Source organism: Microbacterium wangyouchuni (assembly GCF_051546305.1).
Taxonomy (GTDB): Bacteria; Actinomycetota; Actinomycetes; order Actinomycetales; family Microbacteriaceae; genus Microbacterium.
The window spans coordinates 86,011-107,673 of record NZ_JBPTMA010000004.1; the positions used below are offsets into that span (position 1 = coordinate 86,011).

22 protein-coding genes and 1 other RNA gene are annotated in these 21,663 nt (G+C 63.6%); 14 read left to right on the top strand and 9 right to left on the bottom strand.

Annotated elements, in window-relative coordinates; all coding sequences use genetic code 11:
* Window positions 1-457 precede the first annotated feature (457 nt).
* Both istB and istA read right to left on the bottom strand, forming a co-directional pair.
* Window positions 458-1,252 carry an IS21-like element helper ATPase IstB gene (istB, locus tag ACSS7Z_RS09565; RefSeq protein WP_438254395.1) on the bottom strand — a complete coding sequence of 265 codons (795 nt, stop codon included), beginning with the start codon at window positions 1,250-1,252 and terminating at the stop codon, window positions 458-460.
* Complete coding sequence (gene istA / locus ACSS7Z_RS09570) at window positions 1,252-2,463, bottom strand: IS21 family transposase (protein ID WP_438254396.1); 1,212 nt, start codon at window positions 2,461-2,463, stop codon at window positions 1,252-1,254. Before istA ends, istB begins: the two co-directional genes overlap by 1 nt.
* A gap of 349 nt (window positions 2,464-2,812) precedes the next feature.
* Here istA and ACSS7Z_RS09575 point away from each other — a divergent pair, with 349 nt between their 5' ends.
* Window positions 2,813-4,030: an Ig-like domain-containing protein gene (locus ACSS7Z_RS09575; RefSeq protein ID WP_438254397.1), complete on the top strand. Its 1,218-nt coding sequence runs from the start codon at window positions 2,813-2,815 to the stop codon at window positions 4,028-4,030.
* 80 nt (window positions 4,031-4,110) lie between these two features.
* Here the strand turns inward: ACSS7Z_RS09575 and ACSS7Z_RS09580 are convergent, their stop codons facing one another.
* Window positions 4,111-4,458 carry an ABC transporter permease subunit gene (locus tag ACSS7Z_RS09580; protein WP_438254399.1) on the bottom strand — a complete coding sequence of 116 codons (348 nt, stop codon included), beginning with the start codon at window positions 4,456-4,458 and terminating at the stop codon, window positions 4,111-4,113.
* On the opposite strand from ACSS7Z_RS09580, the gene ACSS7Z_RS09585 reads away from it, so the two are divergent.
* Both ACSS7Z_RS09585 and ACSS7Z_RS09590 read left to right on the top strand, forming a co-directional pair.
* The gene (locus tag ACSS7Z_RS09585) at window positions 4,451-4,795 is read left to right on the top strand and encodes an alkyl sulfatase C-terminal domain-containing protein (protein WP_438254400.1); all 345 of its coding nucleotides are present in this window, start codon (window positions 4,451-4,453) and stop codon (window positions 4,793-4,795) included. The genes ACSS7Z_RS09580 and ACSS7Z_RS09585 overlap by 8 nt on opposite strands.
* Before the next feature lie 151 nt (window positions 4,796-4,946).
* Window positions 4,947-5,141 (top strand): dihydrofolate reductase family protein, encoded by a 195-nt coding sequence (locus ACSS7Z_RS09590; protein WP_438254401.1) that lies wholly within the window; start codon window positions 4,947-4,949, stop codon window positions 5,139-5,141.
* A gap of 60 nt (window positions 5,142-5,201) precedes the next feature.
* Here the strand turns inward: ACSS7Z_RS09590 and ACSS7Z_RS09595 are convergent, their stop codons facing one another.
* Window positions 5,202-5,573: a DUF4267 domain-containing protein gene (locus ACSS7Z_RS09595; protein ID WP_438254403.1), complete on the bottom strand. Its 372-nt coding sequence runs from the start codon at window positions 5,571-5,573 to the stop codon at window positions 5,202-5,204.
* Between the two features lie 92 nt (window positions 5,574-5,665).
* Here ACSS7Z_RS09595 and ACSS7Z_RS09600 point away from each other — a divergent pair, with 92 nt between their 5' ends.
* Window positions 5,666-6,187: an SRPBCC domain-containing protein gene (locus tag ACSS7Z_RS09600; RefSeq protein WP_438254404.1), complete on the top strand. Its 522-nt coding sequence runs from the start codon at window positions 5,666-5,668 to the stop codon at window positions 6,185-6,187.
* An 82-nt stretch (window positions 6,188-6,269) separates the two neighbouring features.
* Here ACSS7Z_RS09600 and ACSS7Z_RS09605 read toward each other — a convergent pair whose 3' ends face one another.
* Together ACSS7Z_RS09605 and ACSS7Z_RS09610 are read right to left on the bottom strand one after the other, a co-directional pair.
* Window positions 6,270-7,298 (bottom strand): NADPH:quinone reductase, encoded by a 1,029-nt coding sequence (locus tag ACSS7Z_RS09605; protein WP_438254847.1) that lies wholly within the window; start codon window positions 7,296-7,298, stop codon window positions 6,270-6,272.
* A gap of 68 nt (window positions 7,299-7,366) precedes the next feature.
* Window positions 7,367-8,206 (bottom strand): aldo/keto reductase, encoded by an 840-nt coding sequence (locus ACSS7Z_RS09610; RefSeq protein ID WP_438254406.1) that lies wholly within the window; start codon window positions 8,204-8,206, stop codon window positions 7,367-7,369.
* A 62-nt stretch (window positions 8,207-8,268) separates the two neighbouring features.
* Between ACSS7Z_RS09610 and ACSS7Z_RS09615 the strand changes: the two genes are divergently transcribed.
* The 4 genes from ACSS7Z_RS09615 to rnpB all read left to right on the top strand — a co-directional run bounded on the left by ACSS7Z_RS09615 (window position 8,269) and on the right by rnpB (window position 11,548).
* Window positions 8,269-8,643, top strand: coding sequence for a YchJ family protein (locus ACSS7Z_RS09615; RefSeq protein ID WP_438254407.1), 375 nt, complete (start codon window positions 8,269-8,271; stop codon window positions 8,641-8,643).
* A 45-nt stretch (window positions 8,644-8,688) separates the two neighbouring features.
* A complete protein-coding gene (locus ACSS7Z_RS09620) occupies window positions 8,689-9,420 on the top strand; it encodes a zinc ribbon domain-containing protein (protein WP_438254409.1) in 732 nt (243 codons plus the stop codon).
* Window positions 9,421-9,424: 4 nt separating this feature from the next.
* Window positions 9,425-11,146, top strand: coding sequence for a bifunctional 3'-5' exonuclease/DNA polymerase (locus ACSS7Z_RS09625; protein ID WP_438254410.1), 1,722 nt, complete (start codon window positions 9,425-9,427; stop codon window positions 11,144-11,146).
* Window positions 11,147-11,160: 14 nt separating this feature from the next.
* Window positions 11,161-11,548: RNase P RNA component class A (gene rnpB, locus ACSS7Z_RS09630), an RNA gene on the top strand.
* A 72-nt stretch (window positions 11,549-11,620) separates the two neighbouring features.
* Here the strand turns inward: rnpB and ppgK are convergent.
* Window positions 11,621-12,367: a polyphosphate--glucose phosphotransferase gene (gene ppgK / locus ACSS7Z_RS09635; RefSeq protein ID WP_438254411.1), complete on the bottom strand. Its 747-nt coding sequence runs from the start codon at window positions 12,365-12,367 to the stop codon at window positions 11,621-11,623.
* A gap of 69 nt (window positions 12,368-12,436) precedes the next feature.
* Between ppgK and ACSS7Z_RS09640 the strand changes: the two genes are divergently transcribed.
* The 4 genes from ACSS7Z_RS09640 to ACSS7Z_RS09655 are packed head-to-tail and all read left to right on the top strand — an operon-like array spanning window position 12,437 to window position 17,979.
* Entirely contained in the window at window positions 12,437-12,676 is a 240-nt protein-coding gene (locus ACSS7Z_RS09640; RefSeq protein ID WP_438254413.1) for an SPOR domain-containing protein, read from the top strand.
* 14 nt (window positions 12,677-12,690) lie between these two features.
* Entirely contained in the window at window positions 12,691-14,028 is a 1,338-nt protein-coding gene (glnA, locus tag ACSS7Z_RS09645) for a type I glutamate--ammonia ligase (protein ID WP_438254414.1), read from the top strand.
* A gap of 6 nt (window positions 14,029-14,034) precedes the next feature.
* A complete protein-coding gene (locus tag ACSS7Z_RS09650; protein ID WP_438254416.1) occupies window positions 14,035-17,010 on the top strand; it encodes a bifunctional [glutamine synthetase] adenylyltransferase/[glutamine synthetase]-adenylyl-L-tyrosine phosphorylase in 2,976 nt (991 codons plus the stop codon).
* Window positions 17,011-17,046: 36 nt separating this feature from the next.
* Window positions 17,047-17,979, top strand: coding sequence for a diacylglycerol/lipid kinase family protein (locus ACSS7Z_RS09655; protein WP_438254417.1), 933 nt, complete (start codon window positions 17,047-17,049; stop codon window positions 17,977-17,979).
* Window positions 17,980-18,024: 45 nt separating this feature from the next.
* Here the strand turns inward: ACSS7Z_RS09655 and glnA (ACSS7Z_RS09660) are convergent, their stop codons facing one another.
* Entirely contained in the window at window positions 18,025-19,449 is a 1,425-nt protein-coding gene (gene glnA / locus ACSS7Z_RS09660) for a type I glutamate--ammonia ligase (RefSeq protein WP_438254419.1), read from the bottom strand.
* A 123-nt stretch (window positions 19,450-19,572) separates the two neighbouring features.
* Between glnA (ACSS7Z_RS09660) and ACSS7Z_RS09665 the strand changes: the two genes are divergently transcribed.
* Window positions 19,573-19,968: an RDD family protein gene (locus ACSS7Z_RS09665; protein ID WP_438254420.1), complete on the top strand. Its 396-nt coding sequence runs from the start codon at window positions 19,573-19,575 to the stop codon at window positions 19,966-19,968.
* A 1-nt stretch (window position 19,969) separates the two neighbouring features.
* On the opposite strand, the gene ACSS7Z_RS09670 is transcribed toward ACSS7Z_RS09665, so the two are convergent.
* Window positions 19,970-20,458 (bottom strand): ATP-dependent zinc protease family protein, encoded by a 489-nt coding sequence (locus tag ACSS7Z_RS09670; protein WP_438254421.1) that lies wholly within the window; start codon window positions 20,456-20,458, stop codon window positions 19,970-19,972.
* A gap of 17 nt (window positions 20,459-20,475) precedes the next feature.
* Between ACSS7Z_RS09670 and ACSS7Z_RS09675 the strand changes: the two genes are divergently transcribed.
* Window positions 20,476-21,660, top strand: a complete 1,185-nt coding sequence (locus tag ACSS7Z_RS09675) for a RimK family alpha-L-glutamate ligase (protein WP_438254422.1) — start codon at window positions 20,476-20,478, stop codon at window positions 21,658-21,660.
* Window positions 21,661-21,663 lie beyond the last annotated feature (3 nt).

Here is a 21,663-nt window from a genome sequence, read left to right on the forward strand (position 1 = left end):
GGGCATCTCGGGCGTGTGAATATCCCGAGATGCCCTCGCTTCCGCATGCCTCGCATCGTCTTTGTGTGTTTCCGCGGTGGCGAGAGGAAGGAATCCGTGGAACCAGACCGAGGGTGTGACCGTCTGATGGGTACCGGCAGCTGTGAAGGCTCAAGCAGGCACACCCCGGTGGTCTCACTTAGTCTTCGCCCACACCGTTGCCCGGTGAATCTCGAACTGTCTCGCAAGCGCCGTCACGCTGATGCCTTGTGCCCGGGCTGTTCGTATAGCGTCCACTTCTTCGTCTGTGAGGCGTGTTCGAGGTCGTTTCTTTGGTTCCGCCGACGCGCCAACCAACGGGTCTTCCGCGTCGCTCTCGGACTCGGCATCACTACGAACCCCTTGATTCCACGCGGTGTCGACGGCGCTCGAACTCTGAACGCTTTCGGCGTTCGAAAAGTGAACGGTTGCGGGCAGTCTAGTCAGGGTTCTCGTTGGTCGTGGTTCTGATGCTGGGGAGGCTGTCGATGCCTCTCCCGCGGAGCCGGTAGCTGGCGCCCTTGAGCGTGAGAACATCGGCGTGGTGAACGATCCGGTCGATCATCGCGGCGGCGACGGCTTGGTCACCAAACACACCACCCCAGCTCGAGAATGGCAGGTTCGATGTCAGAATCAGTGAGGCATGTTCGTAGCGGGACGACACGAGCTGGAAGAACAGGTTCGCGGCGTCTTGCTCGAACGGGAGGTAGCCGACTTCGTCGACGATGATCAGCCCGTATCGGCGGAGCCTCGCGAGCTCTTGCGGGAGCCGGCCCTGTCGGTGCGCGTCGGTCAGGCGAGTGATCCAGTCCGTCGCCGTCGCGAACAGCACGCGGTGTCCGTGTCTGGCCGCAACGATCCCGAGCGCGGTCGCCAGGTGCGTCTTCCCCGTCCCCGGTGGGCCGAGCAGCACGACGTTTCTCGCTTCGAGGAGGAACCCTCCGGAGGCGAGAGCGCCGATCTGCTGCCGGCTGGTGGGTTGCGGATCCCAGTCGAAGTCCTCAAGCGTTTTCCTCGATGGGAACCCGGCGGCTTTGATCCGCAACTCTGCTCCGGACGCGTTGCGGGCTGACACTTCGCGTTCCAGGACCGCGGCGAGGTAGTCCTCGAACGACCAGCCCGCGTCCCGCGCTTGATCACCGAGGCGGCCTGCAGCCTCGGTGATCCGCGGTGCTTTCAACGCGGACGCGAGATAGGTGATCTGCTTGACCGACTCGGTCTGCTTCGCGCCCATCAGTTCAGCCCTCCCTCGACGAGCCCGAACGCGCGGTCGTAATCGCCCAGGTCTCGCGTGAGATCATCGACGACACTGATCGGGCGAGGTTGCTGGAACTCGCGCCGTAGTACTGCGGCGGCTGCTTTGTGGGTGGGGTCGGTAATCACCATCGAGCGTGCCCAAACCCGCGGATGATCCGCGATGACCCGGCCATCCAGACGGACCTTGACCCTGTCCAGGTCCGCGGACACGTCGACGACCCGACCGATCGCGCGTGGGTCAACGGAGTAGTCGGTTGTGTCGACACGGACGTAGTAGTCGCGGCCGAGGCGGATCCGGGTCCGCCATCCCAGATGCAATGGGATCGGTGGCAACGGCAGCATCGCCTCCAGATCAGCGGGAAGGCGGTCCGTGGGCGATGCGCGTAGCGTGCGCACGACCCGCCGGTTCGCGGTCTCCAACCAGTCAGTGAACTGGGTGTTGAAGTCCGCCGGTGATGTGAAAGAACGCCCGGGCATGAACGATGTCTCGAACCAGCCGTTTCGTCGCTCCACGATCCCTTTGGATTCTGGGTCCCGTGGTGGAAGAAGGATCAGTTTCGTCGCGAGGGTGCCCATGAACGCTTCGACTCCGGCCGCGTGGCGTTTCCCGCGGCCGATGCCCGGCTCGTTGTCCCAGAGCAGTCGCCGTGGCACCCGCCCGAGTTGCTCGATCAGCTCCCACGATCCCAGAAGTAGATCCTCGGTCTTGCGGGTCGGGATCATCCGCCCCAGAGCGAAACGGGAGTGCGCAGGAGTGATCACCAGCACGGGCAGCAGCTTCGCGGTGCCGTCCTCGAGCGGGATCCGTTTCGGCGGGAACCAGAGATCACACTGCGCCGCGTCCCCGGCCGCCCAAACCAGACGGTCTGCCGGATCAATGCGTTGCTGCTCAGGGCGCAACCGGCGCACGTTGTCACTGAACCAGCGGATCGAGCCCTCCCATCCGACCCGCTCAGCGAGCACCGTCGCCGGCATCGACGGCGTCTCGACCAACAACGCCCGCACCCGCTCCTCGAACGGCGTGAACGACGTCACCGCCGCTTTCCGCACGTATTCTGGTGGCGATTCCGATGCCACGGCCTTGATGACCGTGGTCCGCGAGATCCCCAAACGTGCAGCGATCTTCGTCTTCGGCACGCCCTCCGCGGCCAACCTTCGAATCAGCGCCCAATCTTCCAAAGTGATCACTCTCCAATAATTGAGTGTTCACTTTTCAAGCGCCGAAACTGACCAGTTTTCGAGCGCCGCCGACACGCGGCAACTAGCTTCTGGACTCGTGGTTGTCTGTTCCCGCAACGCTCCATTGCTTCCACCCAATGTTCGATGTCAAACTCGCGACATCCGCAGGTTTGACATCCTCCCCTGCACGCAGCCTGGCCTCGTAGGCCAGTGCTGCGGCGTGGAGGTCCGGATCAAGAAGCGATTCGAACGATTCACCGGGTTCGCCTTCCACCGTATCTTCGATCGGGATGGCCTGACGGACACAGTTACGCGTTGTTGAAATATGCACCCCCAACGCACAATAAAATCGTGCCTTATGCGTCGATCATTGTTGAGCGCGAGTGCCGTCGTTTCACTCGCCGCTGGTGCCCTGTTCATCAGCACTCCCGCCTACGCGGATGCCGTCTCTTTCCAATTCCAATACACCGTCACTAACGAAGACCCGAGCATCGCCGCCTGGCCCAGTGGCTCCGACTGCTCAACAGCCGCGGCTTGGGATAACAGTGGACGTCGTGCGATGGCCTCGGTGGCCGTCGTGAGCGCGACCGGTCTGTACACCTTCCTTGACTTAAGAAGCCCGACGGATGGGCGATTCGTGATATTTGAAGGAGCCTTCGACCGAAATGACGTCAGTAACTGTCTTATGGAGGTTGATGACGTCGGGCATGTGAATCTCGAAGCTGGGGTGGAGTACACGATGGTGCTCGCTGGTTTCGCGGGCCAAGCGGGCACGGTTACCTACCATGTCTCGGGCCCCGGAAATTTTGGCACCGCCAACACCCTCTTAGGTGCCACCACCGTGCTGACCGCCAGCAGTGGCACGGTCACGGCGGGAGACCCTGTTGATCTGACTGCAACGGTTGCACGCCCGGGGTTTACGGCGAACTTCGCGGGCAATGTCGAATTCTTCGATGGTGCTACGAACCTCGGGGAGGTTTCGGTGGCTGCGACGGGCGAAGCTACCCTGCCTAATGTGGTGCTGACCGATGGATCCCACCAGATCACCGCCCACTATGAGGGCAACGCTTGGGTTTTACCATCGATTTCAGCGCCTGTGGCTGTCGAAGTAGAACCACCAGTAGCGGCGACCACGACGGTCGTGACTGCAGCCAATGCGTCGGTGGAAGCCGGCACTGAGGTGTCCTTCAACGCCGAGGTAACGGGGGCGACGCCCACCGGCACGGTCGAGTTCTTCGCCGATGGCACCTCGCTGGGTAGCGCAACCACAACGGCCGGCGCCTCGGCCACAACGGCGAGCGCGATCCTCGCCACCGCCTCGCTCGCGGTCGGTACTCACTCGATCACCGCAACCTACGGCGGAGATCTCAACAACGCGGCATCGACGTCGCTCGTTGCGCTGACATTGATGGTGACCGCGGTGCCGGATCCTGAGCCAACACCCGATCCGGTACCAACACCTGAGCCGACACCTGCGCCTGTGCCGGTGACCCCGGTCGTCAAACCGGAGCCTGCGAAGAATGACACCTCTGCCAAGCAACTTGCGGCTACCGGGACAGAGCTGCCGCTTGGGTAGCTTGGGCTCCTCAGCGGAGGGCTGACGATTGCGGCGGGCGCGATACTGCTGGTCGCTAGGCAACGAGCGCGGCGCACACGTCAGGCGTAGGGAACCGGAGCCGGATCAGCGGGTGCTTGGTGAGCGGGTGTTTGGGCCGCAAGTACCCAGCTCGTACGCGATAATCTCGTACGTTTGATCACCGAGCCGAGCACTTTAGCGAGCACGAGTTTCCGGTACGTCAGCGGCGTGTAGAGCAGGCCCTCGATGGTGCGGCGCTCCTTCTCGCCGACAAAGCTGGAGGAGGCGGTGATCGACGCGGTCATGACGGGGATGACCCGGAGGAACGGTGCGAGGAAGCACACGATCACCGCGTACACGATGGTCTGCTCTGGTGTGTACCCAGACGGTGCGATGCCTTGGGGTGCAGAGCTGGAGCCTGTGATCATCCAGCTGGGTGCTTGGGGCGCCCGATCGCCCTTCTTCGACCGCGAGCGGGGGTTGAGCGTGAGTTCGGTCATCCTCTCGCAGCGCATGATGTTCCGGCCGGAGGCGGCGTCAGGTGTTCGGCTGAGCAGAGAGATGCTGCTCGAGGAGCGCCGTTTTCATGCGCAGGTAGACAACGGATCCTTGCGCGTAGAACCGGTATCGGCGACATCAGCGGACGCGACTATTGCAACGGACCCCAAGACACTCGCCTCGCTGCTCTACGACGGGAGAACGCTTGCAGAGGCCGTGGACACAGGTGCGGCCGACGTCAAGGGTGACGCGGCCGCGGTCGAGTAGTTAGATGTATACGCAGGTATCGGTGCAAATCCCGGGCTCCCGATGGGGCGCGGCGGCGGTCGGCTGCACAAATGGTTCGCTCACGACGTTGCGGATCGGGCACAGTTCACAGCCGACGAGATCCTGTCCCGAGTTCGAGCGCACCGGCTCGATGATCATGGGTCGTGACAGCTACGACCACGCCGAGGCGCTGTGGGGCGAGCGTCCGCACCTCATTCCGGTGATCCTTGGCAAGGGACGCCGACTGTTCTCAGGCCTCGATGACGAGCCCATCGCAATGGAGATTATTCGGGTCGTTGAGGGGCCGGCGGTCACGCATCTCAAATATGGGATGCGTGAGGGGTGAGAGCATTCTGGTGGGGTCGAGAAAGCGACTGTTTGCCGCTGTCGCTTCGTGCAGGCGAAGTCATGCGCTAAGCAGAAGGATCGCGCCGACGATCATGACCGCTGCTGTCGTTCCATGTATACGCCATGCGGCCTTGACGTCACCGCGTGCAGCCAGTATGGTCACGGCGTCCCCGACTGGGATGATTGCGAATGCGAGCAGGGTCCATCCGATCACGGTAGAGGGTGCCAGCAGAATGAGGACACCAACTACGACGCCGGTTGTGAGGTCACGAATGCCTTTGATGCGGAGCCACGGTGTCGCACCCTCGTGCGGCAGTGCGGGTAGCCCGAAAACTGTTGCCATCATGCGTGGCCGCATGAGGTAGAGAACGCCAATGGCAGCGATCGCTAGGCCAGCAAGTGCGGCAATCACGAGTCCCAGGGTCTCCATAATCGTTGATAGTAGCCCTAGCGTCGATAGAAGGCTGGTCCGCGCGGCCCCATGGTCCCGCCACAGTCGGCGAGGTTGCGGCGCCATTCGATATGAGTGCACCCGCGATCTCCCAGCACATCAAGGTGCTCGAACGCGCGGGTCTCGTTACCCGCACCGTGCAGGCGCAGTGGCGAACACTCTCCATTACCGGCACTTTTGACGTCTCGCGTGAACTCGTATGGCGCGCCTGGACGGAGGAGTCCGAGCTGGCCCAGTGGCTGCGCCCGTTCGGCGTCAGCACCGACTCGGTCTCGTTCGACGTCCGCGTCGGTGGCCGCTACGCGTACACGATGACCAATGACGAGACCGGCGAGAAATTCCCCACCGGCGGCGTTTTCCTCGAGGTCGAGCCGATTCACCGTCTCGTCTTCACATGGGGCGAACCAAGCGCGCCCGTCGAGACAGCACCGGTCATCACCCTCACCTTTACTTCGCAGGGTCTCAACCGCAGTGAGCTGGTGTTCCATTTGCGCGGGTACGAAGGGAAGCCCGGCGATGGCTTCGTGTACGACGGCTGGGACGAAGCGCTCACAAACTTCGGACGACACCTGTCCGGTGAACAGCTGGGCTGAGTCACCGGGGTCTCCGATGATGGCATCCCGCCGCCGCGAGGGTACCCGACGGAGCCTCGATGGTTGACGTGCACGTCTGCGCTCAGGCGTCGTCCTCCGTGACGCGAATGAGGACTTTGCCGATCGTTCCCTGTTGCACCGCGTCGTGAGCGGCGGCGGTCTCTTCTAGCGAAAACCAGGTGAGCGGAAGCCCGGCCTCAGCACCAACGGGAAGCGCGTTTGCTTCCAGCGCAGCCGTGATGTCTTCGACCGCCCTGGCGAGAGCATCCTCGCCGACCGTGTACAGCAGCAATCCCTGCCAGCGGGCGTTCTTTGCGAAGCTGGCGACGATGGGGACCGTGATCGTTTCGCCCTTGTCGTTGGCGTAGAACGCGATCGAACCGTGGTTGGCCAGCACAGCGACATCCACGGCGGCGTTCATGGCTGGTGATACCTCAACGATGTGGTCGACGCCCGACGGGGCGACCTCGAGAATGCTTTCAGCCAGCCGGTGGTCGGGATAGCGGAATACGTGGTGGGCCCCGGCCGCGCGGGCGAGCTCCTCCTTCTGGTCGCTGCTGACGGTCGTGAGAACCTTTGCGCCTGCCCAGACGGCGAGCTGGATGGCCGCATGCCCCACAGCGCCCGCCCCACCTTGAACGAGAACCGTCCGATCGGCGAGCGCGCCGGGGGAGAGCCGGGATGGGCCATGCTCGTGCACGGTCAGCGCGCGATGCGCAGTCATCGCCGGTACGCCGAGGCTCGCAGCGACGTCGAATCCGACCCCGTCCGGAAGTCGGACAGCGCGAGACGCGGGAACGATCGTGACGTCCTGGGCGGTCCCGGTCGGACGTTCGTGCGCTGCAAGGTACACCCACACACGATCTCCGACCTGCAGGTCACCGACGCCGTCACCGACGGCATCCGCGATGCCGGCACCATCCTGGTTGGGCACGATCTGCTCGAACGGCATGGGTGTTCCCGAGGACGCTCGAGCCTTCCAATCGGTGGGATTCACGCCCGATACGTGGACGCGGATGCGCACCTCACCGGTGCCCGGCTGTTCTTCGTCGCGCTCGACCAACGTGAGCGTGTCGGAGCCGCCCTTGCCTGTGTACACGATTGCTCTCATACTCAATGCAAGCAGGCGACGCAGCCGGATATTCCGGTCTGGGCATCAGTCTCCCGGGTCGAGAGCTGCTAGGACTCTTCGTGCGTACGCGGATCCGCATTGAACAGTCGGCCATCAACACGACCGAGGGCCGTAATCGCGGCAACCTCGTCATCGGCGAGAACGACGGATGCTGCCGCAAGATTGGCCTGCTGGTGCTCCAGCGACGACGCCTTCGGGATTGCAACAGTCTCCCGAGCTACATGCCAGGCCAGCACTGTCTGCACCGGCGTGATGCCGTGCGCCTGGGCGACCTCGACGACCACCGGCTCTTCAATCAGATCACGGGCACGCCCGATCGGGCTCCAGGCTTCGGTGATGATCCCGTGCTCGCGGTGGAATGCGAGCTGCTCCTCCTGCGGGAAGTACGGGTGCAGTTCAATCTGATTCACGACGGGCAGCACACCGGTCTCACGCTCGAGACGCTCCAGGTGCTCGGGCAGAAAGTTCGACACACCGATCTGTCGCACGATGCCGCGCTGCTGGGCGTCGACGAGTGCTGTCCACGCCTGCACGTACTCGTCTTGGGTCGGATTCGGCCAATGAATGAGGTGCAGATCGGTCACATCCAGACCGAGCCGGAATCGGCTTTCCTCGATGCTCGTCCGAGCCTTCTCGAGTGGGTGATGGCGACCGGGAATCTTGGTCGTGACGATGATCTCTGAGCGCTCGGTGATAGCAGCGGCCACGCCGCGACCGACCGCACCCTCGTTCTCATAATTGAAGGCGGAGTCCACCAGCCGATATCCGGCATCGATGCCCGCGGCAATCGCGGCGGCGCCCTCCTCACCGTTCAAGCGATAAGTTCCAAGCCCGAGTGCGGGCAGCGTGAAGCCGTTGTGCGCCGTACGGATGGGAAGAGCGGTCATCGAGATCTCCTTCGGTCGTGATTCAGCGTAGCGGGGCGGCCCCTACGCGGCATGATTGAACCATGCGCTGCCCCTGCTTATCCGGCGACATTTATGAGTCGTGCTGCGGTCCGATCCTGTCGGACGCTATCGCTGCGCCGACCGCGGAGCGGTTGATGCGATCGCGATTCACTGCGTTCGCGATGGGGGATGCCGCGTACCTGCTGCGGTCGTGGCATCCATCCACCAGACCGAACGACCTGGAACTGGACCCGCAAATTCGGTGGACGAGACTCGACATCATCGCCACGGAAGCCGGCGGGCCGTTCGATACGGCGGCGGTCGTCGAGTTCGAAGCGTTCTACCGTGAAGACGGCGTGCATGCCTCGATGCGGGAGCGGAGCCGATTCGTTCGCGAGAATCGCGTCTGGACGTACCTCGATGGCACGCCCGGCTGAACGAGCCGATCGGCGGATGTCAGCTGCCGCGGGTAGGTTGGACATGTGAACGCCAGTCCTGAGCACCAGCGCATCCTTCTCGACGTCGCCGACCTAGATCGTCGCATCCAGAAAGTCGAGCGCGCGCGGACGACCCCGGTCCAAGGGCCGCGTATCAACGAGCTGGCAACACAACGCCAGGAGCAGCTTCGTGAGCTGACGGCGTTGGCCGGTGCTCGTGACGACGCGCGCACAGAACTCAAGCGTCTCGAATCAGACGTTCAGCTCGTCGAGCAGCGTCGGACCCGGGACGCGGACCGGCTGGCGACATCCACCAATGCGAAAGATGCTCAGGCTCTCGAGAGCGAACTCGCCAGCCTTGCCAAGCGCGTCAGCGATCTGGAAGACATGGAGCTCGAGGTCATGTCGCGGGTTGAAGCGGCCGAGGCTGCCGTTGCCGCGCAGCAGGCGCTGATTGACGTGACGACTGCTGAGGGCACCGAGCTTACAACGCAGGCAAAAGCTGCCGTGGCAGCGGCGACCACAGAACTCGATCACCTGAACCGTGACCGTGAAGCCATCACCGCCGCCATTCCCGCCGATCTCCTCGCCGACTACACACGTCGTGCAACACGGGGAATTGCCGTTGGTCTGCTGCGTCGCGGCACCTGCGAGGGATGCCGCATGATGCTCCCCGGGACGAGCCTCAGCCAGATTCGCCAAGCTGCACCCGATGCTGTGCTCTCCTGCCCGGAGTGTGGCGGAATCCTCGTGCGCACCGAAGAATCGGGCCTGTGACACCATGTCGGCACCGTCCCCGACGGTGACGGCGCCGACGGTCTCCGCCTCGGGCACCAGAATCCTGCTGGCCGATACCGGCGCTGGCGAAGTTACCGCGGTCGAGCTCGACGCCGGCGACGCTGAACACGAGCGCACCGTGCTGCGTGGTGCCGCGTTCATCACATGGGTGCGAGAAACCGAAACCGAGCGCTCTCCGCGGTGGGTGATCCGCAGCGCCCGCGAGATCTATCCGCGGCTGCTGGCAGCGTCGGTGCTCCTCGTGCGCACACATGACCTGCTGCTGTGTCATGCGATCCTGCGCGACACCGATGCGGTCGCCCGGCCACTTGCTCCTTCATCCGAATGGATTCCCCGCGCTCCGGAGGACGGCGCGCCCGCCCTGTTCGAAGTCGTCGATCACACCGCCGCCGATCCGGTGGCCGATCTGCTTGCGCAATACCTCGAGCAGCGTCGCGTCATCGAAGCTGATCGCACCGGGCGGCTCGCTCTGCTGTGCGCAGCAGAGTCGGCCGGGGGCCTCCTCGCCGAAGAGATGCGCGCCGGCGGGTTGCCGTGGGATGTCGAAACGCACGACCGCATTCTCGTGGATGCCCTCGGACAGCGACCTGCAGGCGGGGGGATGCCGGCACGGATGGCTCAGTTCGCCGATACTGTGCGCTTCCACCTGGGAGATCCGCAACTCCATCTCGACAGCCACACCAAACTGCTGCGCGCGCTGCACCGCGTCGGCGTCAACGTCGAATCCACCAGTCAATGGGAACTCAGCGAGATCTCGCACCCGGTGATTGAGCCGCTGCTGGCGTACAAAAAGCTTGCACGGCTGCTGAGCGCGAACGGTTGGGCATGGCTTTCCGAGTGGGTGCACGACGGACGCTTTCGCCCGGTCTACATTCCTGGCGGCGTCGTCACCGGACGCTGGGCATCGGCCGGCGGCGGGGCGCTTCAGCTGCCGCGGATTCTCCGCCCTGCCGTGCGCGCTGACCCGGGATGGGTTCTGGTCGTCGCCGATGTCGCGCAGCTCGAGCCCCGGATGCTCGCAGCGCTCGCTGAGGACAAGGCGATGGCTGAGGCTGCTCGCGGGCGTGATCTGTACGAGGGAGTCGTCGCGTCCGGTGCGGTAGCCACGCGTGAAGAAGCCAAGTACGCGGTGCTCGGTGCAATGTACGGCGCGACCACAGGAGACAGCGGACGCCTGGTGCCGCGCTTGCGCAGGGTCTATCCCCGCGCGATGCGTCGTGTCGATGAAGCGGCGCGCACCGGCGAGAACGGGGGAGTCGTCTCGACCAAGCTCGGGCGATCCTCGCCGCCGCCCGATGAACGTTGGCAGGCGCTGCAGAGCGCAGCATCCGATGCGGATGTTGACCCGGGCGAGGTCAAACGCGCCCGACAGAGTGCGCGTGAACGCGGACGGTTCACGCGTAACTTCATCGTGCAGGGAACCGCGGCCGAGTGGTCGCTGATCTGGCTTGCTGAGATCCGGCACCGTCTGCGGCAACTCCCGGACGCGCAGGTGGAAGCCCCAGCATCCGGCCCGTTCGCACGAAGTGCACATCTGGCCTTCTTTCTGCACGACGAGGTGATCCTGCACGTGCCAGAGGAACAGGCAGATGCCGCGGCCGCCGCGGTACGCGAAGCAGCGGCGATTGCCACCCGACGTCTGTTCGGGACGTTTCCGATCGATGTTCCGCTCGACCTGCAGATCGTGCAGACGGCGGAGAAGTAGACTGGGCACGCGAATGGGTCGGCTGGACGGCCGCGTTGCGGGAAACCGCACCGAGGAACGTCCGGGCTCCACAGGGCAGGACGGTGGGTAACACCCACCAGGAGTAATCCGCGAGACAGTGCCACAGAGAGCAGACCGCCATCCGTTCCCTGAGCTTGTCGAAGGGCTCGGATGGTAAGGGTGAAAGGGTGGTGTAAGAGACCACCGGGGGTCATGGTGACATGACCCGCCAGGTAAACCTCGTCCGGAGCAAGGTCATACAGAGGATGTTGACGCGGCCCGCTGAGTCCTCGGGTAGACCGCTAGAGCGGCACGGCAACGTGTCGCGTAGAGAGATGGCCGTCGAAGGGAACCTCGAGAGGGGCCCCGGAACAGAACCCGGCGTACAGGCCGGCCCATTCGCCCTGTACGACACAAGAGCCCGGCAGCTGCCGGGCTCTTGCTGTTCGTGCGATGTATAGAAGCTCGTGCGGATCAGTCGTTGGAAAGCGACGCGGCGCCGATGATGCCCGAGTTGTTGCGGTGGATCGCCGGGACGATCGGGGTGTTGAGTTCGAGCAGGGGGAGGAAATCTGCGGCGTTCTTGGACACGCCGCCGCCGACCACGAACAGGTCAGGGCTGAAGAGGAACTCGATGTGCGAGTAGAACGCCTGCAGGCGCTCGGCCCACTCGGCCCAGGTGAGGCCTTCGCGTTCGCGTGCGGATGTTGCGGCCCACCGCTCCACAGACTCGTGCTCGCGGAAGTTCAGGTGCCCGAGTTCTGTGTTCGGTACAAGAACACCGTCGTAGAGGAATGCTGAACCGATCCCGGTGCCGAGGGTGGTCAGCAGCGTGAGGCCGCGGACATCCCTGGCAGCACCATGGCGTGCTTCGGCGACTCCGGCGGCATCGGCGTCGTTCACGAAGACGATGTTGCGCTGCAGACCGTCACGGAAGAACTGCTCCGCCTCGAATCCCACCCATTCTGGTGAGACGTTCGCCGCGGACAGCGTCTTTCCGCGCTTGACGATGGCGGGGAAAGCCACCCCGAGAGGCAAGGTCGAATCCTGCACATCGAGCTTCTCCAACACGGTCTGCACTGCCGTGAGGACGTCCTGCGGAGAAGCGCCCTCGGGCGTTGGGACGCGGACGCGGTCGGATGCCATCGTTCCGTGCTCCAGATCAACAATGCCTGCTTTGATGCCTGTGCCGCCGATGTCGACGCCGATCGCTTTTGCCATGCCCACTAGCCTAGCGAGACTGGTCCGCGACAGTAGGATCATGACAGACCCTTACAGAGGGATGCGGCCATGTCAGACGGTAAGGATGCGCACATGTCTAACGGTGAAGACAAGTACTGGTACAACATCAAGTCCGGTGAAGTCGAACTCGGGTACGTTTCGCCCGCCGTCGACCGGGTCGGTCCCTTCGATACCCAGGAGCAGGCGGCGAACGCATTGCAGACGCTGCGTGAGCGCTCTGAGGCCTGGGCTGCCGAAGACGCAGAAGAAGACGCCTGGACCGATAACGACGAAGCTGAGGGGAACTAGGACACCATATGGGCATGGACAAGCAGCGGGATTTCGTCTTGCGCACGATCGAAGAGCGTGGCGTCAAGTTCGTCCGACTCTGGTTCACAGATGTGATCGGCACGCTCAAATCGGTGGCAATCGCTCCCGCTGAGGTCGAAGGCGCATTTGCTGAGGGCATCGGTTTCGATGGCTCCGCAATCGAGGGCTTGACGAGAACCTTTGAGTCGGATCTGCTCGCGCAGCCTGATCCGACGACGTTCCAGACGCTGCCCTGGCGTGGTGACGTCGATCCCACCGCACGCATGTTCTGCGATCTGACCACTCCCGACGGCCAACCGGCGGTCGCGGATCCGCGTCAGGTGCTCAAGCGCTCCCTCGCGAAGGCCGCGGATGCCGGATTCACTTTCTACACGCATCCGGAGATCGAGTTCTATCTGCTCAAATCGTCCGAGATCGGTCCGGATGGCCCTGTTCCCGTCGACTCAGCCGGATATTTCGATAACGTCCCCGGTGGCACTGCACATGATTTCCGTCGTCGTTCAGTGCGGATGCTGGAAGACCTCGGCATCTCCGTCGAATACAGCCACCACGAAGGTGGCCCGGGCCAGAACGAGATCGATCTGCGGTATGCGGATGCGCTGACCACCGCTGACAACGTCATGACGTTCCGCACGGTGATCAAAGAGGTTGCGATCGAGCAGGGCGTCTACGCGACGTTCATGCCGAAGCCGATGAGCGATCAGCCCGGTAGCGGCATGCACACGCACATGTCGCTGTTCGAGGGTGACCAGAACGCGTTCTGGGAAGAGGGTGCGGAGTACCAGCTTTCAAAGACAGGCCGCCACTTCATCGCAGGGCTGCTGAAGCACGCCAACGAGGTCGCGGCCGTCACTAATCAATTCGTGAACTCGTACAAGCGACTGTGGGGCGGCGACGAAGCCCCGAGCTTCGTCACCTGGGGGCACACCAACCGGTCTGCACTGGTGCGCGTGCCGATGTACAAGCCACACAAGAGCCAGTCCTCGCGGGTTGAGCACCGGGGCCTTGACCCGGCAGCGAACCCGTACCTGGCCTATGCGCTGCTTCTCGCGGCCGGACTCAAAGGCATCGAGGAAGAGTACGACCTGCCACCCGAAGCGGAGAACAACGTATGGGCGTTGAGCGCCGCTGAACGGCGCGCACTGGGCTACCGCTCGTTGCCCACCAGCTTGGATCAGGCGCTCGAGTACATGGAAGACTCCGAGCTGGTCGCCGAGACACTGGGCGAACAGGTCTTCAACTATGTGCTGCTCAACAAGCGCAAGGAATGGGAAGCCTACCGGGGGCAGGTCACCCCGTTCGAGCTGAAGAGCAACCTCGAGCTCCTCTGAGCGCCGATGGCCAGATCAGGTTCGACGTTCACCCTCTCCGGCCTTGCCCGTCTGGGGTTCACCGAGCTGAGAGCGGCCGCCTCCGCGCTGGATGAGCTGTCGGCTTTGGTCGACCTCGATCGAGACGAACTGGTGCGGGGCGCGGACGCTGCCGACCCGGATGCTGCCGCAGCCGGAATGCTGCATGTCGCGCGGCGCGACCCCACCGTACTGGCAGCGATCTTGCGTGACGAGACGGCGCGCAGTCTGGCTTGGCGCGTATTCGGTGCCTCCGTCGGGCTGGGCGACTTCTTTCACCGGCACCCAGAGCAGCTCGAAGTACTGCTCGAGGCGGGCCCGCTCGTCCCGAACGCGGTGACGCTGACGGAGCGCATGCTCGCGGCCGTCGGCGCGCACGATGGTTTTGCCGCAAGCGGTGACGAGTTCGCATGGTGTTCGCTGCGGGTGGCCTACCGCCGGTGCATCGCCGAGATCGCGGCCATCGATCTGTCGACCCCGGAGCCGGCATCCAGAATCGCCGCAGTTTCGGCATCTTTGGCCGACGCCGCAGGTGCGGCTCTGGAAGCGGCGTTGGCGATCGCCAGAACACGCGTGGCCGAGGTGGTCTCGCGCGAGGAAGTCGCCCTGACACAGCTGTCGATCATCGGCATGGGTAAAGCGGGAGCTCGCGAGCTCAATTATGTGAGCGACGTCGACGTCATCTTCGTCGGGGCCAGTGCTGATGAGGATCGTCTTGACGAAGGACGAGCGATAGATATCGCCACGAAACTCGCTCGGGAGACGATGCGCGCGCTGTCGTCGGCCGAGATCGAGCCTCCGCTGTGGGAGGTCGACGCGAACCTGCGCCCGGAGGGCAAACAGGGGGCGCTGGTGCGTTCGCTCGCGTCGCACCTGGCGTATTACGACCGCTGGGCGAAGAGCTGGGAGTTCCAAGCGCTCCTGAAAGCCAGGCCGCTCGCAGGCGATTCCGAACTGGGCGAAGCGTATATCGAGGCCGTGCAGCCGAAAATCTGGTCGAGCGCCGCGCGTGAGAACTTCGTCGATAGTGTGCAGCGCATGCGCGAGCGGGTCACCGAGCACATCGACCCGGAGGATGCCGGTTACCAGATCAAACTCGGTGCCGGTGGACTGCGGGACATCGAATTCACGGTTCAGCTGCTGCAATTGGTGCACGGCCTCACCGATCCGAGCATCCGAACCCAGGGCACCCTGGAGAGCCTGGACGCCCTCGTCGCGGGCGGATACATCGGGCGAGAGGACGCCGCGATTTTTGCCGCGGACTATCGGATGCTGCGCCTGCTCGAGCACCGTCTGCAACTGCGAGAGCTCTCTCGCACGCATCTGATGCCGCGCACTGGTGATGGGCTGCGCGTGCTCGCCCGGGCCACCGGGCTTGCCGAAGATGGTCCTGGTGTGTGGGCGATGTGGGAGAGCGTGCGCCGCGAGGTGCGGGAGATTCATACGCGCCTGTTCTATCGGCCGCTGCTGAGTGCTGTCGCCGAGCTGCCGGAAGATCAGCGCACACTCGCCACAGAGCGTGCGCACGACCGACTCGCGGCGATCGGATTCCGAGACCCTGCCGGGGCGCTGGGCCACATCGGTGCGCTGACCACGGGGATCAGCCGCAAGGTGACGATTCAGCGGCATCTGATGCCGGTGATGGTCAGCTGGTTCGCCGAGGGGAGCGACCCGGACTACGCGCTGGTCGCATTTCGTCGCATCAGCGAGCGACTGGGGGACAGCTCCTGGTTCCTGCGTGTGCTGCGCGACTCCTCCGGTGCAGCCGAGAGATTGACGCGTCTGCTGTCATCATCTCGTTACATCGGCGAGCTGATGGAGTGGATTCCCGAGTCCGTGGCATGGCTCGACAGCAACGAGCGATTGCGCCCGCGCGGTGAATCGAAGCTCTACGAGGAAGCCCGCGCCATTCAGACCCGTCACTCTTCGGTGGCATCGGCGCTGAAGGCTGTGCGCGCTCTTCGAAGACGTGAGCTGCTGCGCACAGCGATGGGCGCGGTGCTGGGCACCATCACGATCGAGGAGGTCGCCACCGCTCTCACGGCGATCACCGACGCCACGATTCAGGCGGGTCTGCGGGCAGTGCGTCGGGAAGTCGTGCCTGCTGAGGACGACGCCTTGGAGTTCGCGGTCATCGGGATGGGACGCTTCGGTGGTGCTGAGCTCGGTTTCGGATCGGATGCTGACGTCCTCTACGTATACGACGCGCACGGTGTCGATCCGGAACGGGCGCAGATTCTGGCGACAAAGCTGGTATCCGGGCTGCGCGAGCATCTCACCGACCATCGTGCTCCGCTCGATCTCGACGCCGATCTGCGGCCCGAAGGGCGGCAGGGGCCGCTGGTGCGTTCGCTGGCGGCCTATGCCGCGTACTACCAGCGCTGGTCGGTCTCGTGGGAGGCGCAAGCGCTGCTGCGAGCTCGGGGGGTCGCCGGCAGCACCGCGCTGATCGAGAGATTCACGGTGATGGCAGATGCCGTGCGGTACCCCGAGGATGTCGATCAGCAGGGGCTGCGTGACATCAAACGCATCAAGGCGCGTATCGAGGGGGAGCGGCTGCCGCGGGGTGCCGACCCGCGACGGCATCTCAAGCTCGGCCCCGGCACCCTTAGCGATGTGGAGTGGCTGGTGCAGCTGTTGCAACTGCAGCACGCGCATGCGCTGGCCGAACTGCGCACGACCTCGACTCTCGACGCGCTTTCGACCTGTGTGGAAAACGGACTCATCTCCGCTGATGATGCCGAGCTCCTCCGTGAAGCCTGGCTGCTGTCGAGCCGCCTGCGCAGCGCAATCACGCTGTTGACGGGAAAAACGAGCGACATGCTGCCCTCGGATCGCAGCGAGCTCGATGCGATCGGCCGGCTGCTCGGATACCCCGACCGCTCGGCGAGCGCCGTGGAAGAGGACTATTTCGGTGCCACTCGCCGCGCACGCCGCGTGTTCGAGCACCTCTTCTACGGATGAGTTGCGATCTCAGCGTCGCTGGCTCAGGCTGAGCACATGACAGCTACGAAGCTCGGCATCATCTGGAATCCTTCGAAGATCGACGAGGACGAATTGCGCTCCGCCGTCGAGCAGCAGCTGAAGGATGCTGACGGCGATGAGATCACGGTTCAGTGGTGGCAGACCAGCGAGGACGACCCGGGACTGGGTATGGCTCAGGAGGCCGTGCAGGCCGGTTGCACGACCGTTGTTGCTGTCGGAGGCGATGGCACTGTTCGAGCGGTAGCCGAGGCGCTTGCGGGAACAGACGTGGCGTTGGGCATCGTGCCACAAGGAACCGGAAATCTGTTGGCGCGAAACCTTGAGATTCCACTCGACGACATTCCTGCTGCACTCGAGCGCATTAGCGCGGGTGAAACGCGTCAGATCGACCTTGGATGGGTCGCCTTCAACGACGAAGAACGAGCCTTCGCCGTAATGGTGGGCTTCGGAATAGACGCGCAGATGCTGGTGGAGACTGACGATGATCTGAAGGATCGTGCCGGGTGGTTGGCGTACGTCGAAGCGATGGGGCGGGCGATGGCCGGCACCGAAATGACCGGGATCACAATGCAGATCGATGGGGGAGAGCCTCAGGAGCTCAGGGGCCACACTCTGCTGATCGGCAACTGCGGAATGGTGCAGGGCGGTATCCGGTTGCTGCCGGACGCGAAGATCGACGACGGACAGCTGGATCTGCTCCTCGTGAGCGCAGACGGGGCACTGCAGTGGCTCGACACGGCCCGCTCGTTCATCTGGGACAACGGCATCCGACGGCTCTTCAAGGGTGAGGAGAGTGCCGTGAGCACCGAGTCGACGCGGCATCTGACAGTTGTGAGCGTGAAGATCGAGCTCGAGACACCACTTGCCTTCGAGATCGATGGCGAGGAGGTCGGCGAGGTCGCGGCCTTCGAAGTGCGAGTGCAAGCGGGTGCACTGAAGGTGCGCTGAAGGCCCGCCACCTGAGATGACGGGCCTTCATAAGGTCACGTTGAATCAGACGCCGTAGTACAGCTCGAACTCGAACGGGTGCGGCCGCTGTGCGATCGGCAGGATCTCATTCTCCATCTTGTAGGAGATCCAGGTCTCGATGAGCTCCTCGGTGAAGACGCCGCCCTCGAGCAGGAACTGGTGGTCGGCGCGCAGGTCGTTGAGCGAGTCAAGCAGTGAGTTGGGCACCTGCGGGATGTTCTTGGCTTCCTCGGGCGGCAGCTCGTACAGGTCCTTGTCGATCGGCGCGAGCGGCTCGATACGGTTCTTGATGCCGTCGAGGCCAGCCATGAGCTGAGCTGCGAAGGCGAGATACGGGTTGCTCGAAGCATCCGGAACCCGGAACTCGATGCGCTTGGCCTTGGGGTTCGAACCGGTCAGCGGGATGCGGATCGCAGCCGAGCGGTTACCGGCGGAGTAAGCCAGGTTGACGGGTGCCTCGAAGCCCTTCACCAGACGGTGGTAGCTGTTCAGCGACGGGTTCGTGAACGCGAGCACGGCGTTGGCGTGCTTGAGCAGTCCGCCGATATACCAGCGGGCGATATCGCTGAGTTGGCCGTAGCCTGCCTCATCGTAGAACAGCGGCTTGCCGTCGCTCCACAGTGACTGGTGCGTGTGCATGCCGGAGCCGTTGTCGCCGTACAGCGGCTTGGGCATGAACGTCACCGTCTTGCCCCACTGCTCGGCAGTGTTCTTGATGATGTACTTGAACTTCAAGATGTCATCGGCGGCGTGGACCATCGTGTCGAAACGGTAGTTGATCTCCTGCTGACCGCCGGTGCCGACCTCATGGTGTGAACGCTCCAGGGCGAACCCGGCCTCGATGAGGTTGAGGGTCATCTCATCGCGCAGATCAGCCGTCTTGTCCACCGGAGCTACGGGGAAGTATCCGCCCTTGTACGGCGTCTTGTTGCCCAGGTTGCCGCCGACCTCTTCGCGGTCGGTGTTCCAGGCGCCCTCTTCGGAGTCGACGCTGTACGAGCTGTGGTTCGAGGTCACCGAGTAGCGGACATCGTCGAAGATGTAGAACTCGGCCTCGGGGGCGAAGAATGCGGTGTCGGCGATCCCGGTGGATGCGAGGTACTTTTCGGCCTTCTTAGCGACCTGGCGCGGATCTTTTGCATAGATCTCGCCGGTGCGCGGGTTGTAGATGTCGAACAGCATCACGAGCGTCTTGGCTTCGCGGAACTGGTCCAGGTACGCGGTGGTCACGTCAGGGATGAGCTGCATGTCAGATTCGTGGATGCTGGCGAAACCCCGGATCGAGGAGCCGTCGAAGAGCTGTCCTTCAGTGAAGAACGCCTCGTCAACGGTCGACGCGGGGATGTTGAAGTGCTGCTGCACGCCGGGCAGATCGGTGAACCGGATGTCAAGGAACTTGACGTCATGCTCCTTGATGTAGCTCAGCACTTCGGACGAATCGGTGAACATGTATCACTCCTGGATGATTCGGGTTTGCGGTCTTCAGACCTTCATGAAGATTACGGGCCAGCCATTACTCGGCCGTGTCTTCTTTGTTTCCGCCATGTTACAGACCATCGGTAGACTGGATCCGTGAGTGACGCTCAGATCTTGTACCCCGGTGAGCGTCTTGGCCTCCCGAAAACCGGCAGCGGAAGCATCGGTCGTGTCGGCCGCCGACTGGCTGCACTGGCTATCGATTGGGCTGCCGCGGTGATCATCTCCGTCGCGTTCTTCGACTATGACTCGATTGCGACGCTGTTGATCTTCGCTGTGGTGCAGATCGCCTTCATCCCGACGATCGGCGGGAGCCCGGGGCACCGCATCGTCGGCTTGCGCCTGGTGATGTTGAACGGATCCTGGGTGGGGCTGTGGCGTCCGATTGTGCGCACACTGCTTCTTGTCATCATCATTCCCGCGGTGATCTGGGACCCTGACCAGCGCGGACTGCATGACAAGGCCGTGGGAACAGTACTGATTCGCGTGTGAGCTACTCGCGTCCGCGGTTGCGACGCCGTGCTTCGCGTGGAGCGCGACCGCCTAAGAACGACCGAGCGGGATCAACGATGAAGCCCCGTCGCAGCGCCTCGCGTCCGATCAGCATCCGAAACCCCATCGCATCGCGCTTGCTCAGCGTCACCTCAGAAACGACAAGCCGATCCACCAGGCGAATGGCGAGCAGCACGACGAGCCGCAGTTCAGTGTGTCCGGATGAACTGCGTACTTCGCGGCGGTCATGCAGCGGCGACTCCACGAACGTGGCATCCGCGTCGGAGTCCTGCCAGGGATTGACGCGGAAACGGACCCAGTCCTCACCCTCACGCTGGAACTCTTCGATATCGAAGGCGTGCAATGACGATGTTCGCGCGCCGGTATCGACCTTCGCCTTGATCCAATCGACTCCGGCATCGGGCAGGCTCACCCATTCACGCCATCCCGTGAGCGTGTTTGAATGAGAAGACCTATCCACTTGATACATCTTGGCAGGAAAATTTCGTGAAGCTGGCCGTACTTTCTCGCGCACCGCAGGCATACTCGACGCAGCGTCTGCGCGCCGCAGCCCTGCAGCGCGGTCACAACGTCAAAGTGCTGAACACGCTGAAGTTCGCCATCGATCTGACCGCCGACGAACCCGACCTGCATTTTCGCGGAAAGCAGCTCAGCGACTATGACGCGATCCTGCCGCGTATCGGCAGTTCGATCACGTACTTCGGCACCGCGGTGGTGCGCCAATTCGAACAGATGGACGTCTACACGCCCAATACCGCCAACGGCATCTCCAGCGCCCGCGACAAGCTGCGCGCGAATCAGATTCTGTCGCGCCACAACATCGCGATGCCGCCGACAGCGTTCGTGCGCAACCGTGCTGACGTCCGCCCTGCCATCGAGCGCGTCGGTGGCGCGCCGGTCGTGATCAAGCTGCTCGAGGGCACCCAGGGCATCGGTGTGATCCTCGCACCACAGGTCAAGGTGGCCGAGGCGATCATCGAAACGCTGCACTCGACCAAGCAGAACGTTCTGATCCAGAAGTTCATCGCCGAGAGCCGTGGCCGTGATATTCGCGCGCTCGTGGTCGGCGACCGAGTGGTCGCTGCGATGCGTCGCGTCGCGGCTGGCGATGAGTTCCGCTCAAACGTGCATCGCGGCGGCAGCGTCGAACCGGTTGAGCTGGACCCGGTCTACGAGCAGGCGGCGGTGCGTTCTGCGCAGATCATGGGGCTGCGCGTCGCTGGCGTCGACATGCTCGAGGGCGACGAGGGCCCGCTGGTGATGGAGGTCAACTCCTCACCAGGACTGCAAGGAATCGAGCAGGCGACCAAGCTCGACGTCGCCGGTGCCATCATCGACTACATCGCCGCCCAGGTGGCGTTCCCGGAGATCGATGTGCGCCAGCGGCTGACCGTTTCCACCGGATACGGCGTCGCGGAGCTGCTCGTGCACAACGCCGCCGAGTTGGTCGGCCGCACGCTCGGCGAATCCGGGCTGTGGGAGCGTGACATCACCGTGCTGACGCTGCACCGGGGTGTCAGCGTGATCCCGAACCCACGTAAGCACGTCGTTCTGGAGGCGGATGACCGCCTGCTGTGCTTTGGGAAGCTCGAGGAGATGCGCGGAATGATTCCGGAGCGTCGCCGTCGCCGTGCGAAGGTACGCCGCCTGCCGAAGCAGCCGCTGAGCTGATCG

Bases quoted from the DNA above. Each gene is read 5' to 3' on its own strand.
- glnA (WP_438254419.1), bottom strand. From the start codon at position 19,449: ATGTTCACCGATTCGTCCGAAGTGCTGAGCTACATCAAGGAGCATGAC.
- ACSS7Z_RS09640 (WP_438254413.1), top strand. From the start codon at position 12,437: ATGTCAGACGGTAAGGATGCGCACATGTCTAACGGTGAAGACAAGTAC.
- glnA (WP_438254414.1), top strand. From the start codon at position 12,691: ATGGACAAGCAGCGGGATTTCGTCTTGCGCACGATCGAAGAGCGTGGC.
- ACSS7Z_RS09575 (WP_438254397.1), top strand. From the start codon at position 2,813: ATGCGTCGATCATTGTTGAGCGCGAGTGCCGTCGTTTCACTCGCCGCT.
- ACSS7Z_RS09595 (WP_438254403.1), bottom strand. From the start codon at position 5,573: ATGGAGACCCTGGGACTCGTGATTGCCGCACTTGCTGGCCTAGCGATC.
- ACSS7Z_RS09625 (WP_438254410.1), top strand. From the start codon at position 9,425: ATGTCGGCACCGTCCCCGACGGTGACGGCGCCGACGGTCTCCGCCTCG.
- ACSS7Z_RS09650 (WP_438254416.1), top strand. From the start codon at position 14,035: ATGGCCAGATCAGGTTCGACGTTCACCCTCTCCGGCCTTGCCCGTCTG.
- ACSS7Z_RS09580 (WP_438254399.1), bottom strand. From the start codon at position 4,458: ATGATCACAGGCTCCAGCTCTGCACCCCAAGGCATCGCACCGTCTGGG.
- ACSS7Z_RS09600 (WP_438254404.1), top strand. From the start codon at position 5,666: ATGAGTGCACCCGCGATCTCCCAGCACATCAAGGTGCTCGAACGCGCG.
- ACSS7Z_RS09610 (WP_438254406.1), bottom strand. From the start codon at position 8,206: ATGACCGCTCTTCCCATCCGTACGGCGCACAACGGCTTCACGCTGCCC.
- ppgK (WP_438254411.1), bottom strand. From the start codon at position 12,367: ATGGCAAAAGCGATCGGCGTCGACATCGGCGGCACAGGCATCAAAGCA.
- istB (WP_438254395.1), bottom strand. From the start codon at position 1,252: ATGGGCGCGAAGCAGACCGAGTCGGTCAAGCAGATCACCTATCTCGCG.
- ACSS7Z_RS09655 (WP_438254417.1), top strand. From the start codon at position 17,047: ATGACAGCTACGAAGCTCGGCATCATCTGGAATCCTTCGAAGATCGAC.
- ACSS7Z_RS09605 (WP_438254847.1), bottom strand. From the start codon at position 7,298: ATGAGAGCAATCGTGTACACAGGCAAGGGCGGCTCCGACACGCTCACG.
- ACSS7Z_RS09670 (WP_438254421.1), bottom strand. From the start codon at position 20,458: ATGTATCAAGTGGATAGGTCTTCTCATTCAAACACGCTCACGGGATGG.
- ACSS7Z_RS09590 (WP_438254401.1), top strand. From the start codon at position 4,947: ATGATCATGGGTCGTGACAGCTACGACCACGCCGAGGCGCTGTGGGGC.
- ACSS7Z_RS09615 (WP_438254407.1), top strand. From the start codon at position 8,269: ATGCGCTGCCCCTGCTTATCCGGCGACATTTATGAGTCGTGCTGCGGT.